13 protein-coding genes and 1 pseudogene are annotated in these 15,541 nt (G+C 64.7%); 5 read left to right on the forward strand and 9 right to left on the reverse strand.

Features of this window, described 5'->3' with window-relative positions; genetic code table 11:
- From QQM37_RS09390 to QQM37_RS09405, 4 genes and pseudogenes are all read right to left on the reverse strand, one after another.
- Nucleotides 1-393 (reverse strand): annotated as a pseudogene (locus QQM37_RS09390) (hypothetical protein); the annotation flags it as partial.
- Between the two features lie 47 nt (nt 394-440).
- Nucleotides 441-965 (reverse strand): DUF6318 family protein, encoded by a 525-nt coding sequence (locus QQM37_RS09395; protein ID WP_285726842.1) that lies wholly within the window; start codon nt 963-965, stop codon nt 441-443.
- 415 nt (nt 966-1,380) lie between these two features.
- Nucleotides 1,381-2,418, reverse strand: a complete 1,038-nt coding sequence (locus QQM37_RS09400) for an LLM class flavin-dependent oxidoreductase (RefSeq protein WP_285726844.1) — start codon at nt 2,416-2,418, stop codon at nt 1,381-1,383.
- A 116-nt stretch (nt 2,419-2,534) separates the two neighbouring features.
- On the reverse strand, nt 2,535-3,884 hold the full coding sequence (locus tag QQM37_RS09405; RefSeq protein WP_285726846.1) for an MFS transporter: 1,350 nt from the start codon (nt 3,882-3,884) through the stop codon (nt 2,535-2,537).
- Between the two features lie 145 nt (nt 3,885-4,029).
- On the opposite strand from QQM37_RS09405, the gene QQM37_RS09410 reads away from it, so the two are divergent.
- The 5 genes from QQM37_RS09410 to QQM37_RS09430 all read left to right on the forward strand — a co-directional run bounded on the left by QQM37_RS09410 (nt 4,030) and on the right by QQM37_RS09430 (nt 9,262).
- Nucleotides 4,030-4,935 carry a LysR family transcriptional regulator gene (locus tag QQM37_RS09410; RefSeq protein WP_285726848.1) on the forward strand — a complete coding sequence of 302 codons (906 nt, stop codon included), beginning with the start codon at nt 4,030-4,032 and terminating at the stop codon, nt 4,933-4,935.
- A gap of 67 nt (nt 4,936-5,002) precedes the next feature.
- A complete protein-coding gene (panD, locus tag QQM37_RS09415) occupies nt 5,003-5,419 on the forward strand; it encodes an aspartate 1-decarboxylase (RefSeq protein WP_285726850.1) in 417 nt (138 codons plus the stop codon).
- A gap of 118 nt (nt 5,420-5,537) precedes the next feature.
- Entirely contained in the window at nt 5,538-6,473 is a 936-nt protein-coding gene (locus QQM37_RS09420; RefSeq protein ID WP_285726853.1) for an AEC family transporter, read from the forward strand.
- 113 nt (nt 6,474-6,586) lie between these two features.
- Nucleotides 6,587-8,179, forward strand: coding sequence for a helicase HerA-like domain-containing protein (locus QQM37_RS09425; RefSeq protein WP_285726856.1), 1,593 nt, complete (start codon nt 6,587-6,589; stop codon nt 8,177-8,179).
- A gap of 3 nt (nt 8,180-8,182) precedes the next feature.
- On the forward strand, nt 8,183-9,262 hold the full coding sequence (locus QQM37_RS09430) for a hypothetical protein (RefSeq protein WP_285726857.1): 1,080 nt from the start codon (nt 8,183-8,185) through the stop codon (nt 9,260-9,262).
- A 49-nt stretch (nt 9,263-9,311) separates the two neighbouring features.
- Here QQM37_RS09430 and QQM37_RS09435 read toward each other — a convergent pair whose 3' ends face one another.
- The 5 genes from QQM37_RS09435 to cas1e form a co-directional block, all read right to left on the reverse strand.
- The gene (locus QQM37_RS09435; RefSeq protein ID WP_285726860.1) at nt 9,312-11,270 is read right to left on the reverse strand and encodes an NHL domain-containing thioredoxin family protein; all 1,959 of its coding nucleotides are present in this window, start codon (nt 11,268-11,270) and stop codon (nt 9,312-9,314) included.
- The gene (locus QQM37_RS09440) at nt 11,267-13,573 is read right to left on the reverse strand and encodes a bifunctional copper resistance protein CopD/cytochrome c oxidase assembly protein (protein ID WP_420030152.1); all 2,307 of its coding nucleotides are present in this window, start codon (nt 13,571-13,573) and stop codon (nt 11,267-11,269) included. The genes QQM37_RS09435 and QQM37_RS09440 overlap by 4 nt, the downstream gene beginning before the upstream one ends.
- A 147-nt stretch (nt 13,574-13,720) precedes the next feature.
- The gene (locus tag QQM37_RS09445; protein WP_285726862.1) at nt 13,721-14,038 is read right to left on the reverse strand and encodes an HU family DNA-binding protein; all 318 of its coding nucleotides are present in this window, start codon (nt 14,036-14,038) and stop codon (nt 13,721-13,723) included.
- A 195-nt stretch (nt 14,039-14,233) separates the two neighbouring features.
- Entirely contained in the window at nt 14,234-14,596 is a 363-nt protein-coding gene (cas2e, locus tag QQM37_RS09450) for a type I-E CRISPR-associated endoribonuclease Cas2e (RefSeq protein ID WP_285726864.1), read from the reverse strand.
- Nucleotides 14,596-15,540, reverse strand: a complete 945-nt coding sequence (cas1e, locus tag QQM37_RS09455; protein ID WP_285726866.1) for a type I-E CRISPR-associated endonuclease Cas1e — start codon at nt 15,538-15,540, stop codon at nt 14,596-14,598. Before cas1e ends, cas2e begins: the two co-directional genes overlap by 1 nt.
- Nucleotide 15,541: the final 1 nt, after the last annotated feature.

Raw genomic sequence — 15,541 nt, forward strand, 5'->3', positions numbered from 1 at the left:
CTGAATCTGGGCTGCAATCTGCTCCAGAATGTCCTGGGGTTTCTGATCGTAGACACACGTGGGGGTACCGGTCTTTTTCCAGGCGGGTGGCTCGATGCTCTTCGCTGCGTAGAACCACTGGACGTAGGTGCCATTGGTTCCGGCGGTGCAGTTCGATTTCAGTTGTGACTGGCAGAACGCACCCGGATCACCACTGTTCTGGGCGTCCGCCTGACACAGCACCTCAAAGCGATACGTGTGAGTTGGTACAGGAACAATCGCATTGGACTCGGCCCATTTGGTGCTTCCGGGTACTTGGCGGTATCCGTCGGTCGCGATGCCGCTGTCAGTGAATCCAGTGTTGGTGCCGGTCCCGTCATCGCCAGCCGCATTCGCTGCGCCGATGCTGGTCATCAACGACGCGAAAAACAGGACGAATAGGAGTCCTGCACGAAGCGGCCTCATTGGGGAACTCCGATGTTGGTGATCAACCACTTGCCATTTGCATGGCTTGCGATGAAGATCTTCGCCATTGCAGGGTCTTCTGGAGTCTCCTTACCCACGATTCCGGTGCCCGTTAGGTACTTTCCTGCGGCTAGATTGAACTGGACAACTTCCTGGTAGGCGCCGTCAGTGCCAGGCGTGAAGTAGGTCTGTGCGGCATCGATCCTGGTCAGCTGCCCTACGATCCAGTGCCCCTTGTCGTACGCGGTTTTGAAAGATCCCAGCAATTGGCTGCAGGATGTGCACGTCGGGTCTGCCAAAATATCGCCCAGCACGGTGTCACCAGTTTGGGCTGCGTAGTTGTAGGTCTCAAACCAGTACCGGACGAACGCATCCAGGCCTTTTTCGGAGAACTCGTCTGCCAGCGGAGGCTTGACTGGTTTAGGCACGTTCTGCGCCGGGCCGTTCAGGTCTGCTGGTTTGTAGGGTGCTGCGGCTACGGTGGTGGTCGATGCTGCCGAAGCCGAAGGAGAGGCAGTCACGGGTGCCGAGGCCGATGATGACGTTGCGGGCTCGGATCCGCCAGAGCATCCGGCTAGCAAACCCAGGACCACCATCAATACCACAACGGCACTCACACGCTGCGAGGACCAGGCCGTCATCGAACGCTGGCCTGCTGCATCATGCCTTGCCGTACGTCGTTGCGTTCCTGCCATCGGGGCTACCTTCCGGGTTAGCCCATTGGATGGTCAACTGGGCTGAGTCCACCCTACGGTCACATCAGAGCAAAATGACAGCCCTCACACAGAAATGTGGATAACCCGGCCCCCAACCAGGACCCCTCACTTCCCGCAACCTCGTCACCAGGTCCCGCCGTGTAAAGCCTCCAGGCGGGACCTGCTATCTGGTCCCGCCCCACACGCCAACCAGCCGGGACCAGGAAACCGAGCAGCCGCCTCAGGCCAGCAGCTCCCGGACTCTCGGAATCACCTGCGTCCCATACAGCTCAATCGACTCGCTGAGCAGCCCGTGCGGCATCGCGCCGTTGGAGTATTTGAGATCAAAACGGTCCAGGCCCAGGGTCTTGACCGTTGCGGCGATCTTCGTGGCCACCGTCTCAGGGGATCCGACGTAGAGCGAGCCAGACTCCGCCTCCTGAGCAAACTCCTTAGGCCCGGTGGGGCCCCAGCCCCGCTCGGCACCGATCCTGTCCCGGGTGGCTTTGAAGTAGGGGTAGAGCTGTTCGCGGGCCAGCTCATCCGTGGCCGCGATATGACCCGGCGAGTGCGCGCCGAGCGGCATGATCGGCGTACCCAACTGCTGCGAGGCGCGGTGGTAGAGATCCACATAGGGGCGGAACCGCCCGGGGTCTCCGCCGATGATCGCGAGCATCATCGGAATCTGGTACTTGACAGAGCGCACCACCGACTCAGGGCTGCCGCCGACGCCGATCCAGGCGTGGAGCCTGCCGGACTCGGTTTTGGGGTAGACCTCCACGTCTTCCAGCGGTGTCCGGAACTCCCCCGACCAGCTCACCGGCTTCTCCTCGAGCAGCTGGGCAAAAAGGTCAAGTTTCTCGGTGAACAGGCTCTCGTACTGGCTCAGGTCATAGCCGAACAGTGGGAACGACTCGGTGAACGAGCCGCGGCCCAGAATCACCTCGGCACGCCCGGAACTGAGCGCGTCCAGGGTGGAGAACCGCTCAAACACCCGGACCGGATCGTCACTGGAGAGCACCGTGACCGCGGTGCCGAGGCGGAGACGGCTGGTCTTGGAGGCAATGGCGGCCAGCACCATATCCGGTGCACTCACCGCGAAATCGTCCCGGTGGTGTTCCCCCACGCCCAGGAAGTCCACGCCCACCTGGTCCGCCAGCACCCCCTGCGCGACGACATCGCGGATCACCTGCGCGGCAGGCCTGGCCGTACCGTCCAGGTTCTGGGTCATATCGCCAAAGGTGTCGAGCCCCAGCTCAACGGAAGCATTCTGCGTCATCGGGCCACTTTCCCTTCACTATTCATGCGTTTGCATGTTTGTTCTGCCGGGTGTAACCGGAAGAGTGACCTAGGAATTCCCGCAGCCGGAGAAGGGCCCCGGCCTCCGACAGAACCTCAGCGGTGCACGATGCGCACCACGTCGGCCGCACGCCAGAACCGCAGGTTGACCGAGAGCGTGAGTTCGCCCCGACGAGCCAGAATCAGGCTGACCACGATGGCGGCCAGGGCGGGTACGCCGCCGGAGACCAGCAGGGTCAGATGTGGGCCCAGGTGCTCGGTCAGCCAGCCCAGCAGCAGCCCGCCCAGCGCCTGACCGCCGATCAGCACCATGACGTAGAGGCTCATCACGCGGCCACGGATCTGCATATTGGTGGAAATCTGGACCAGCTGATTGGCTCCGGTGAGGAACATCAGCGAGGAGAATCCGGCGAAGACCATAACCAGGCAAAAGCTCCACATGGCCGGCATGAAGGAGGCCACCACAAGGGCCAGCCCGTAGAGACCCGCACTGGTCACCACCGAGCGCAGGCGCAGTTCCTTGCGTCGCGTAGAGGCCAGAGCACCCGCCAGCGCACCCACCGCAATGAGCGTGTTGAGCAGCCCGTAGCCACCCGCGCCGACCTGGAAGACGTTGTCCGCAAAGGCCGCCATCATGACCGGCAGGCTCAGGGCGAAGACCGCTACGAACCCGGCCATAATGGCGGAAAACAGAATGGCGGGCTTATTGACCAGGTAACGGGCGCCCTCCGCCAGCATTCCCTTGGAGCGCGGCGCCGGTGCGGCCAGGATCAACTCCTTGGTGTTCATCGCGATCAGCATGATCACCGTGAAGAGGCAGGCCAGCGCATTGGTCAGGAAGGCCCAGCCGCCACCCACCGCCGTCAGCATGACTCCGGCGATGGCGGGCCCCACCATGCCACCGAGCTGGAAGATCGAGGAGTTGATGCTGATCGCGTTCCGCAGATGGTGCGGTCCGACGAGCTCGTTGACAAAGACCTGCCGGGCAGGCTGATCGACCACCGTGACAAAACCGAGCAGGAACGCCACCAGGTACACCTCCCAGACCTGCAGGTGCCCGCTGAGGGTCAGGGTCGCCATCACGGCGGCGAGCACGCCCGCGGCACTCTGCGTGACGATCAGCAGGGTGCGCTTGGAGAAGCGGTCCGCCATCAGTCCGCCCCAGGGGCCGAACAGCAGAGTCGGGGCAAACTGCAACGCCACAGTGATGCCCACGGCTGCGACCGAGCCGGAGAGCTGCAGGACGATCCAGTCCTGGGAAATGCGCTGCATCCAGAGCGCGATGACGGCCACAAAGTGAGCCATGGTGAAGTACCGGTAATTGCGGATGCTCAGGGCAGCAAACGTTCCCTTGAGGCTGCTGCGCTGGGTGACAGCGCGGATCGGTGCGGTAATGGACGGGTCCGGGAGCTGCAGAGGCAGTGATCCGGTGACAGGGGTAGCCACGAAAATCCTTGAGGTAGCGGGGTGTCACTCCACCGTATCCAGTGACGGTGTCATTCTGAAGACATATGATGGCTCTAACTGCGATGACGATTCGTAATGGCTCCGGGCAACGCCCGCGCAGATGACCGCAGAGAGAAGGACGCCTGTGTTCGACAACGATCAGCTGCGCAGCTTTCTGGCGGTGGCCGAAACGCTGAATTTCACCCGCGCCGCTGAACGACTGGGCCTGAGCCAGCCCACGATCAGCCAGCACGTTCGCAAACTGGAAGATCATGCGGGCAGACAACTCGTGGTGCGGGACACCCGTGCGGTGCGCCTGACCGACAACGGCGATGCGATGGCTGGCTTTGCCCGCAGCATTCTGGCCGCGCAGGATGATGCCAGCCGCTACTTTTCCGGTGCCGCCATGCGCGGGCGGTTGCGCTTCGGGACCGCCGACGACCTGGCCTACACCCGGCTTCCCACGATCCTCCGCGATTTCCGCCAGCTCTATCCGCAAATCAATCTGGAGCTCACCGTGAGCCAGAGCGACCAGCTCTACCGTCGGGTCAAAGCGGGGCAGTTGGACCTGGTGTTCATCAAATGGGTGTCCGCCATGCAGGGCAGCGTGGATGCCGACTCCGATGCCCCCGCGCAGGAGGGCAAAGTGGTCCGCCACGACCACTTCTCCTGGGTAGGGCTGGAGCAGACCCGGCTGGACTCGCAGGCGCCCGTGCCGCTTATCGCCTACCCCAGCCCCAGCCTGAGCCGCAAGCTCGCCATCGATGCCCTGGAGAGCGTCGGCCGGACCTGGCGGATCACCTGCAACACCAGGGAGATCAATGGGGTGATCGCCGCGGTGCGGGCCGGCATCGGCGTTACCGTGATGCCCTCCACGCTCATTCCGGATGATCTGGTGTCTATCACCCACCAGTTCGACCTCCCCCGGGTGGGCGAGGTTGACTTCACCCTGATCCGGAATCCGTTGGCGCGGACCGATGTGGTGGATGCCCTGGAACAGGCGATCATCGGCCGCAAGCTCAGCACACCCAAAGGGCAGCTGCCAGGGTAGCGCCACTGCGCTGTGGGCGATCAGGGGTTCAGCGAATAACCAGGGGCGGAATACACTTATACCTGTCATGAACCGAACGATGTTTAAATCCAAGATTCACCGTGCCACGGTGACGCATGCCGATTTACACTATGTCGGCTCAGTCACCGTGGATTCCGACCTGCTCGATGCCGCAGACATCCTGCCCGGCGAGCTGGTCGCGATTGTCGACGTCAACAACGGCGCCCGGCTGGAGACGTACACCATTGCCGGCGAGCGTGGCTCCGGCGTACTGGGCATCAACGGCCCGGCCGCACATCTGGTCAAGCCCGGCGATCTGGTCATCCTGATCACCTATGGTCAGATGAGCACTGAGGAAGCCCGCGCCTTCGTGCCTACCGTGGTGCACGTCGACGCCCAGAATCACATTGTGGCCCAGGGCAGCGACCCTGCCGAAGCTTTGACCGAAGGGCTGCTCCGTCCGCCGCTGGCTGCCAGGGCCTAGGAGCTTGCCGCCCTCCGTCGCCCGTGCCCAGGGGCGTGTCGTTCCAGGATCAGCCCGTCCCGCGCTCCTTCTTCAGGTTCTTCAGGTTCTTCAGGTTCTTCAGGGGCAGGTGTAACCGATGGGTGGCGTGCTGATCGGCTTCTCCCTGGTCTGGCTGGTGATCGCCGTCGGCTATCTGCTGGCCAGATTCACGGTACTGGGTGTCGGGGCAGAGCAGGTGCTCAGCCGGTTCAGCTTCTTTGTGGCCACCCCTGCCCTGTTGCTGGAGACGCTCTCCCAGGCGGATTTCCGTAGCGTGTTCGGGCCGCCGCTGTGGACCATCGCCATCGCCGCCTTCTGCGCTGCGGGGCTCTATCTGCTGATCAACCGTCTGCGCTCAAAGCCCCTGGACAGCGAGCTCATGGTGGGGGCGATGAGCGCCTCCTATGCCAATGCCAACAATCTGGGCCTGCCGATCGCGGTCTATGTTCTGGGCAATGCCGCCCTGGTGGCTCCGCTGGTCATGTTCCAGCTGGCCATCTACCAACCGATTCTGGTGATCCTGGTGGAGGTGCTGCGGCGTCGTCGGTCACTGCCCGTGGGGAAGCTGATCCTGGGCGTACTAGCCAATCCACTGCTCATCGGGGCGGTGGCCGGCTCAGTGCTGGCTCTGCTCTCGCAGGACTACGGCTGGAAGCTCCCGGCCCCGGTGCTGCAACCCTTCCAGATCCTCGGCGGAGCAGCCGTGCCCTGCGCGCTGATCGCCTTCGGCCTGTCCCTGTTCGGATCCCGGCCGCTGCGCGAACCTGAAGGCCGGGCACAGGTGTTCCTGGCCACCGGTATCAAACTTCTCGCCCAGCCACTCCTGGCCTATCTGCTGGCCATGTTCGTCTTCCACCTGGAAGGCCCACTTGTGCTCGCCGTGGTGATTCTGGCCGGGCTGCCGACCGCACAGAATGTCTTTGTGCTGGCGTCCCGCTATCAGGTGGGCGTGGCGATGGCCAAGGACACCGTGTTGCTCAGCACCGCACTGGCCGTTCCGGCGATGATCATCAGCGCCGCGCTTCTTAACTAGGATCGCCGTCATCGACTGCTGCAATATGTGCCGCCGCGCCTTTTCGGCAGATACCGCAGCATTCGATGGAAAAACTCCCCGAGTAAAACGCCTCTCGCTAGTAGTCTTTCTTCATGGCATCCAAGAGCACGGAAGAGATTGTCCGCACCATCACCGAGGGGTACACCTTCGACACCCCCGCCATCGCCCTCGGCGCAGCCTTGGTCGATGGCGAGGTCCACGCCGAGGCGCAGGTCCGCCTCCCGCTGGCCATGATGAACCGGCACGGGCTGGTGGCCGGTGCCACCGGTACCGGCAAGACGGTCACCCTGCACATGATGGCGGAGCAGCTCTCCACCGCCGGAGTCCCGGTCTTCATGGCGGATATCAAGGGTGATCTCTCCGGCCTGGCGACGCCCGGAACTCCGAGCGATAAGCTCACCGCACGCACCCAGAGCCTGGGGCAGGAATGGTCCGCCAAGGCCTTCCCGGTAGAGTTCCTGGCCCTGGGCGGCGATGGCAACGGAGTCCCGGTCCGGGCAAGCATCACCTCCTTCGGGCCGATCCTGCTCTCCCGCGTGCTGGACCTGAACGAGACCCAGGAATCCAGCCTGCAGCTGGTCTTCCACTATGCGGACACGCACAATCTGGAGCTCTACGATCTGAAGGACCTGCGCGCCGTGGTCCAGTTCCTGACCTCCGCGGACGGCAAGGCGGATCTGGAGGGCCTAGGCGGGCTCTCCAAGGCCACCGCCGGGGTGATCCTGCGCGAGTTGGTGACGCTGGAGGCTCAGGGCATGTCCAAGTTCTTCGGCATGCCGGAGTTCGATACCACTGAGCTGTTGCGCATCGCACCGGACGGCCGCGGAGTGGTGACCTGCCTGGAGCTGCCGAGTATCCAGGACAAACCGCTGCTCTTCTCCACGTTCCTGATGTGGCTGCTGGCGGATCTGTTCCGTGATCTGCCGGAAGTCGGCGATCTGGACAAGCCCAAGCTGGTGTTCTTCCTCGACGAGGCTCACCTGCTCTTCAACGGTGCTTCCAAGGCGTTCCTCACCGCCATCACCCAGACGGTGCGGCTGATCCGTTCCAAGGGCGTCGGCATCTTCTTCGTCACCCAGACGCCGAAGGACGTTCCGCAGGACGTGCTGGCTCAGCTGGCCAATCGCGTCCAGCACGCCTTGCGGGCCTTCACGCCCGATGACGCCAAAGCCCTGAAGGCGACGGTCTCCACCTTCCCGGTGAGCGACTACGAGCTGGACAAGGTACTCACCAGTGCGGGGATCGGCGAGGCCGTCGTCACCGTGATGAATGAGAAGGGCGCTCCGACACCGGTGGCCTGGACCCGGCTGCGCGCACCCGAATCCATCATGGGGCCCAGCCCGGACGATCAGGTGAAAGCCACCGTGGGAGCCTCTGCGCTGCTGCCCAAGTACGGCACCGAGGTGGACCCCCTCTCCGCTTTCGAAAAGCTCCAGGCGCAGAGCGCGCCGAGCACTGGTGGTTCGGTGGGGACAGTTCCCGAGCCGTTGCCCGCACCGCCGATGCCGATCCCCCCGATGCCCGAGCCATCTGCCCAGCAGGGGGGCGGGCTGGGCGCTGATGTGGTGGGCGCACTGGGCGGGATCCTGGGCAGTGGGCTGAACTCCATGGTGCGTTCCATGGGCAGCTCGCTGGGCCGGAATCTCATGCGGGACATCTTCGGCACCACGAGTCGTCGCCGCTGAGCCGTGACGCATTCCGACACTCAGCGCTCAGAGACGGGGCGCTCAGACGCGGGGCAGAAGGCGGCCACCGAGACGTCATCGTCCGCTGAATCGCCGGCCCCGGGCACACTTCTGGTCCGGGTGGCAGCGCTGTGGCTTTTTGGTGCGCTGCTCACGGTGGGTGCCGCGATTGTCACCATTCAGCTGGTCAACACGAATCTCTACGGTCCGGAGCAGCCCGTGCGCGACTATGTGCATGCGCTGCAGGACGGCAACGGCGGCCAGGCGATGGGCCTGCTGCGGCCCCAGATTCCCGCTGGCGCCGCTGCGGATCTGCTCGACGGGGCGGCTCTCAAGGCGGCAGCATCGTCGTTGAGCGATGTGCATGTGGGCAGCCCGGAAGCGCGCGATGGCGGCCGGGTCAACGTGCGGCTGAGTTACGTTCTGGACGGCAAGCCCGGCGTCACCGACTTCCTGCTGGAACCCGCCGGCACGCAGTGGATGTTCTTCCGCAGCTGGCGCTTCGTCCCGGCGCCGTTGCCCGTGGTGGAGGTCAGCACGGTCAATTCCGGCCAGGCGCAGGTCAACGGAGCCACCGTGGGGCTGCCGAACGGGGTCACCAGCTTCGCCGCGTTCTACCCCGGGCGCTACCAGGCGGGGCTGGACACGGCGCTGTTCCACGCGGAGCCGCAGACCGCCATCGTCAATTCGCCAGGGTCCAAGGCGCCGCTGCTGGCGCTGTCCACGGAGGCTAGCCAGAAGCTCAAGGACCAGGTCTCCAGTTCACTGAAGTCGTATCTTGACTCCTGCACCACGCAGGCGGTGCTGCTGCCCACGGCGTGCCCGATCGGCGTGACCAGCAATAACCGGGTGGTGAGTCCGATCGTCTGGAAGATCACCGAGTACCCGACTCCGGCAATCTCTGCCTACAACGGTTCCTGGGTGTTGGCGCCGCTGTCCTTCAAGGCTGAGGTGAAGTACAAGGAGCAGGTGCTGGCGACCGGAGCCTTCCGGGATGTGGACACCACGCAGACTTACGGGTTCACCGCAACGCTGGCCATCTCTGGCGACACCGTCACGGTGACGCCGAAGGTGCAGTACTAGGGCCCCTCGCCTCTCGCTCTCGCGTCCCGACCGTTGGGAGGTGGAGTGGTCAGTTCATCCCGCGCAGATCCAGCACCAGCTCGGTGGCGCCGTCCGGCGTCAGACGCACTGGGATCCCCCAGTCCTGCTGGTAGAGGTGGCAGGCCGCAAACTCGGGAATCTCCGCCCCCTCTTCCCCGTCACAGGCCGCCGCGCGGGCGCTCAGATGAACGATGCCAGCCTCCACCTCAGGATTGAGCACCAGGGTGCGCTTGAGGCCAGTGGAGGTTCCGCCCCCGTCCAGGAGCAGCTCAGGCGGCGTGGAGGAGACCTTCAACTGGGTCGGGTCACCCCAGCGGAAGTCGAGTTTCTGCCCGCTCGGCGCACTGAAGCGCACCTGCAGCTCCAGGTCTCCGGCAGCGACCTCGGTAGCCGGGCGCTGGCTCTGCGCTGCACCTTCATCCACGGCAAGGGCTTCCGCGGGGAGCGGCAGCCGGACGACCTGGTGCCGGTTGGCCTCCACAACCAGCAGCAGCTCGCCGTCCAGCAGTACATCGGAGGGTTCAGCGAGATCGCGGGCCAGGGTACTGACTGTCCCGGAGGCGGGATCGTAGCGGCGCACCGCCCCGTTGTAGGTGTCCGCAACCGCCACGGAGCCATCGGGCAGCACCGCGACGCCCAGCGGATGCTGAAGCCGCGCCTGGCTGGCATCGCCGTCTCGGAAGCCGAAGTCGAAGAGCCCCTCCCCCACGGCGGTCTCCACGGAGACGATCCGGCGCGGGCCCTCTTCAGCCGCAGACACACGGGCCACCCGCAGCGCGGAGGTCTCAGAGTCCGCCACCCAGATGTTCCCGGCGGCATCGGCGGCCAGGCCGGAGGACTGGGCAAACCAGGCCTCCTCGGCGGGGCCGTCCAGCAGGCCTTCCAGACCGGTGCCAGCCAGAATTCCCACGGTCCGGGCCACCGGGTCGAAGCCGAAAAGCTGGTGAACGCCAGCCATCGCAATGACCACCTGGCCCAGCGCCTCGGAGTAGACCACATCCCAGGGTGAGGAGAGCGCCAGATCCAGCGGATCACCCGGCGCCAGGTCGCTGGGCAGCAGGCCCAGAGTGCCTGCGCCGTCATCGTCCACGCCGGAGTGGGTGTCCGCATCCAGCAGGCGCTGCACGCCGTTGCCTGCCACCGTCACCACCTCGCCGGTTGCCAGCGACAGCCCACGCAGACGGTGGTTGACCGAATCGGCCACGACGACGTCGTAGCCCACCTGAGCGGCGACCTCGGCGGGGAGCCGGGTAAGACCCTGCGGTTCGTTGAACTGAACGTTATCGGCTCCGCCGTCCAGGTAGCCCTTGACCCCGGAGCCGATAACCCGCACCACGGTCTGAAGGTCAGCGGCCAGCTCGACGAGGCGGTGGTGGCCGGTGTCAGAGACCAGGTAGGTGCCGGTGTCCGTGAGCGGCAGCACCTTGCCCGGGAAGCGCAGCGTCCCGGACTGCGGCTCCGGCGCCACGTAGGGTCCATCGCCGCGGTGCAGGGTGCCCTTCTCCTCATGCAGCGCGATCAGCTCCGGGATGAGCGATTCCAGGCCGGAGGCGTGCCCCTCACCGGAAAGGTTGGCCACCACATAGCCTTCAGGGTCGATGACGACCAGCGTGGGCCAGGCGCGCGCCGTGTAGGCCTGCCAGGTCAGCAGCTCCGGGTCGTCCAGCACCGGGTGGTGGATTTCGTAGCGCTCGACGGCGGCGGCGAGGGCCACCGGATCCGCCTCATGCTCGAATTTGGGCGAGTGCACGCCGACGGTGACCAGCACATCCGCGTATTTGGCTTCCAGCGGCCGCAGTTCGTCAAGCACATGCAGGCAGTTGATGCAGCAGAACGTCCAGAAGTCGAGCAACACGATCTTGCCGCGCAGCGCCGCGAGATCCAGCTCGACGCCGCCCGTGTTGAGCCAGGCGCGGCCAAGAAGTTCCGAAGCGCGAACGCGGGCATGCGGCTGTGCCGGGATCCGGGTAGGCAGGGTGGGCGTCATTCGTGTTCTCCTGTGGCTGGATCATCCTGGGCTGGCGCGCTCGGGGTTCGCTCGTTGCTGTGGGTCGGCATACTTCTGGTGGCCTGTGCCCGCACCTGACCGGCATCGCGCTCGGCCAGACGGGCAAACATGTCGTTATAAGCGGCCAGATCCGCATTGTTATTCCGGTCCGCCGCCCGGTCGGTGCGTTTAGTCTCCCGTGCATCGGAACGCGACCAGGTCACGGCGACGGCGATGGCGACCAGGACCGTGGGCACCTCACCGATCCCCCAGGCCACAGCGCCACCCATCTGCTGATCGGCGATGGCGGACAGCCCCCAGGTGCGGCCCAGATTGCCGAAGTAGGAGGCCTGCAGCAAGGCATTGGAAGACATGATGGCGACGCCGAAGAAGGCGTGGAAGGCCATCGTGGCCAATAGCAGGACCAGGCGCAGCGGGTAGGGCAAGCGGCGCGGCACCGGGTCCAGGCCGATCAGTGAGAGCACGAACAGGTAGCCGGTGATGGTGAAGTGCAGGTACATCAGCTCATGGCCCACATGCTGGCGCAGCGCAAAGCCGAAGAGCGGTGTGTAGTAGAAAAGGATGATGCTGCCTGCAAAGTTGGCCGCAGCAAACAAGGGGTTCGTCACCACAGCGGAGAACCGGGAGTGCACCACCACGAGGATCCACTCGCGCAGGCCCCGGCTGCCGTCTCCGCGGTCGCCATCGCCGCGCGGGGTGAGCGCCTTCAGCGCCAGACTCACCGGCGCCCCCATCACCAGGAACAGCGGCGCCACCATGGTCAGCGCCATATGGTCCACCATGTGTGCGCTAAAGAGGACGAGGCCGTAGACGGCGGGCGGTCCGGAGGTGATGTAGGTGAGCGCCAGCAGGCCCACCAGCCAGGAGACAGTGCTCAGCCAGGACCAGGAATCGCCGCGCTGGCGCAGTTTGCGCACGCCCAGCAAGTAGGCGACCGCGCCGCCGATGATCACCGTGAGCCAGAGCCAGTCCGGCCGCCACTCAGTGAGCCAGCGGATCGGGGTGAGCTCCGGCGGCATCGGATACCCGGTCAGGATCTCCACGGGCGGTGCGGTGGAAAGGATTTCGGTGGACTGCGGGGGCGCGGAGCGGCTCAGGCCCACCGCGACGCCGCTGGTGAAGCCCATCAGGACCGCTTCCACGCCGATCAGCTGCCAGAGGACCCGGCGAGGCTTGAGTGCGGTATGAGGCGTTCGAGCTGGCTTCTGGCCGGTGGGGGCGCCGTCCCCGAGCCGGGGAATGAGCCATTGCCGGTGCACGAAGCCGATGACGCCCAGACACACCGTGGCGCCGGCCTTGACCAGGATGATCTGGCCGTAGCTGGAGCCGAAGAGCAGGCCCCAGCTGGTGAGCCGGATGGAGGAGTTGACTACACCGGAGGCGGCGACCAGCACGAAGGCGAACAGCGCCAGCGAGGAGAACCGGGTCAGGACGGTGCGGGTCACATCGCTACTGCGCGGGTCGGTGCTGCGCAGGGTTCCGGAGACGACGGCCAGCGCAACCAGGCCGCCCACCCACAGCGCCACCCCGGTAATGTGCAGCAGCAGCGAGTTCACGCCACCGGAATGGTCCGTCGAGGAGGCGGAGTGCCCAATCAGCGCCTGCGGGACCAGGCCGATCAGGGTCAGCACCAGAGTCAGGCCCAGGCCGGTGAGCGAGCGCACACCGAAGCAGAAGGTACTCACGATGGCGGCAATCACCGTGGTGACCAGCCAGGCCTGTCCGGCCGGAAGCTGGGTCATGAAGAAGACCAGGCCCTGAGTGAAGTCCGGGCCGGTGGAGAGCGCGACGCCGGCCTGATCCAGGTAGGTGAAGATCAGCACCGCGATGGCCGCCACGGTCCAGACGACCGAGGCGGCGCCGGCCAGGGCCAGCGCACGGGTGAAGGCGGGGTGCAGTTCCGTTTTCTGGCCGCTCTTGTCATGTGTGCTGGCCCGCTGGGCGTTGCGCGGCAGGATGACCACCGCGAAGAGCAAGGCGCCGACGACGCAGGCCAGGGCGACGTTGTGAATGGCCAGGACGACCGGCAGTCCCCAGCGGACCAGGGGGCCGGGGTCGAGCAGTGTCTGGCTGGCGGCGGCTCCGCCGAAGATCAGGGTGGCGACCAGTCCAAGGACGGTGACCAGCGCAGCGGCGATCAGCCAGGGACTGCGGACCTGAGGGGCTTCCTGTGTGCCGTTGCCGTTGGTTTTGCCTGCCCTGCCGCTGGCCACCGGGTTACTGGCTACCGGGGCGGAAGGAGCAGGACGGTTAGCGGAAGGCACTTGTCCATTCTCCGGCATCGGCGGCAAGGCGACCAATCAGGGTGTTGGGAAGGGGTGCCGGGTGAGGTTTGCTGTGGGACTGGCTACGGGGTTAAACAGCTCGGGGACGGACCGCATGGTCCGTCCCCGATACGCGCTCTGAAGAAGCGGACTTCTTCCTGGCGGTTACTTCTTCTTGGCAGGAGCCTTCTTGGCCGGAGCCTTCTTGGCAACAGCAGCCTTGAGCTTGGAGCCTGCGCTCAGCTTGACGCTGAAGCCAGCGGGGATCTGGATGGTCTCGCCGGTCTGGGGGTTGCGGCCGGTGCGAGCAGCACGCTCGGTGCGCTCGATGGCGAGCCAGCCGGGAACGGTGATCTTCTCGCCGGCGGCAACGGAGCTCTCGAAAACAGAGAACAGCGCATCCAGCACGTTGTTCACGGCAACCTGGCTGGTCTCCGCCTTGGCGGCAACTTCAGCAACAAGTTCACTACGGTTCTTAGCCATTGAGGTCCTCCTGGACTAGGGATTGCGCTGGGACAGGTTGTTCCAGCCACTGACTGAGAACATACCAGCAATGTCACGATTCGTGACCAAAAGACCGGCGTTTTCCGCGGGATTTGGCGTTTTTGGTCATATTTCTCGGCGTTCTGGGCTATTTCCGGGAGGTTTCCGGAGGGGGGCGGGAAGCCTCGGCGAAGATCATGACTGACCGAATCGACGGCGGCGTGCAGCGTTGCTCCACCCGGTACGCCGCCCCATGGTGGAGCTTGCCGTGGGGGCATCTGCGGGATCGGCGAGCCGGAGCAATAGGGTGATTCCGTCAAAATCGATTGGTGTCCAGTGGTGCCCGTGGACCTTGAATTCCAGCCCTTGTTCATTTCGCGCTGAATACACCATGATGGCCCGGCCGTTTCCGACCATGGAGACCGCTTTCTCCCACATGAGTTCCCGAACTCGCTTGGAAACCCTGCCCACGAAAACTCCCGCCGACAGTTCGAGCAGCCACCGGGTCAGATATCCACGGAGTCCGGCTGGACACGCGGAAAGCACCAGGACAACCATCAATCGCCGCCGTAAGAAGTACCACCCGGAACGGCGCGTTTGGTTCCGTCCCAGAGCAGAACCACATCTTCGGCGAGTTCTTCGCTGACGTCCTCCGCGTCGTCGTCAGGTAGGAGGAGATGTTGGATGTCGGCGACGCACCGCTTGAGAAATGCTCCACCATACATAGCGTCCCGCACAGCACGTCTGGTCGAGCCACCCACATCCATCATCTGTTCAGCGGCGATGTCAAAGGCAAGCGGAATGGTCAGCTCAGCTTTGTAGAGATCGGCGATGTCATAGACGAACGACCTCACGTGTCCAGTGTGAACAAAGCCCAGGCCCGGCGAACAGCCCAGCGCAACGATAACCGAGTGAACCACGCCGTAGAGACTCGTGTGTGCTGCGGACAGCGCCTGGTTGATGGGGTCTCCCGCGGAGAAATCCTCCACGTCATAGCTGCGTTTGTCCCAGGGAACACCAGTGCGCTGGGACTCTGCTCGGTAGATAGCGCGTACCCGTGCTCCCTCCTTTCCGCGGAGCTGCTGCATGGTGAGCCCCGAGGTGTTCTCGTCGGGAAACCGCATGGCATACATTTCACGGGCCACAGCGAGCCGCGAGTTCTGGTTGGACACCAATTTGGCCTGAGCCTCGAGCAGTCTCGAACTTCGCGCCAATGACCGCCCGTGGGCGTAGTAGCGGACGCCTTGCTCTCCGACCCAGACCACGGACGATCCGCTCTCGGCAAGCAGCATCATTGCGTGATGGCTCACCCGCGTCCCTGGCCCCAGCAGCAGAGTGCCTAAGGAGGCTACAGGAATGTGCACGGTTCCGCGTTCGTCGGTCGCGGTGATCGCGTTGCTTTCACGATGAACAACCGAGCGCTCCAGATAGATGAAGGACACTCGATCCTCCACTCGCACCAGCTCAGGCAACGACGGCGGTGGCGCACCGGGAATCTTCATC

Origin of the sequence: Psychromicrobium xiongbiense, from assembly GCF_030271165.1 — a bacterium.
Classification (GTDB): Bacteria; Actinomycetota; Actinomycetes; order Actinomycetales; family Micrococcaceae; genus Renibacterium; species Renibacterium xiongbiense.

Bases quoted from the DNA above. Each gene is read 5' to 3' on its own strand.
- QQM37_RS09420 (WP_285726853.1), top strand. From the start codon at position 5,538: ATGGGTGGCGTGCTGATCGGCTTCTCCCTGGTCTGGCTGGTGATCGCC.
- QQM37_RS09440 (WP_420030152.1), bottom strand. From the start codon at position 13,573: ATGCCGGAGAATGGACAAGTGCCTTCCGCTAACCGTCCTGCTCCTTCC.
- QQM37_RS09425 (WP_285726856.1), top strand. From the start codon at position 6,587: ATGGCATCCAAGAGCACGGAAGAGATTGTCCGCACCATCACCGAGGGG.
- cas2e (WP_285726864.1), bottom strand. From the start codon at position 14,596: ATGGTTGTCCTGGTGCTTTCCGCGTGTCCAGCCGGACTCCGTGGATAT.
- cas1e (WP_285726866.1), bottom strand. From the start codon at position 15,540: ATGAAGATTCCCGGTGCGCCACCGCCGTCGTTGCCTGAGCTGGTGCGA.
- QQM37_RS09400 (WP_285726844.1), bottom strand. From the start codon at position 2,418: ATGACGCAGAATGCTTCCGTTGAGCTGGGGCTCGACACCTTTGGCGAT.
- QQM37_RS09435 (WP_285726860.1), bottom strand. From the start codon at position 11,270: ATGACGCCCACCCTGCCTACCCGGATCCCGGCACAGCCGCATGCCCGC.
- panD (WP_285726850.1), top strand. From the start codon at position 5,003: ATGAACCGAACGATGTTTAAATCCAAGATTCACCGTGCCACGGTGACG.
- QQM37_RS09445 (WP_285726862.1), bottom strand. From the start codon at position 14,038: ATGGCTAAGAACCGTAGTGAACTTGTTGCTGAAGTTGCCGCCAAGGCG.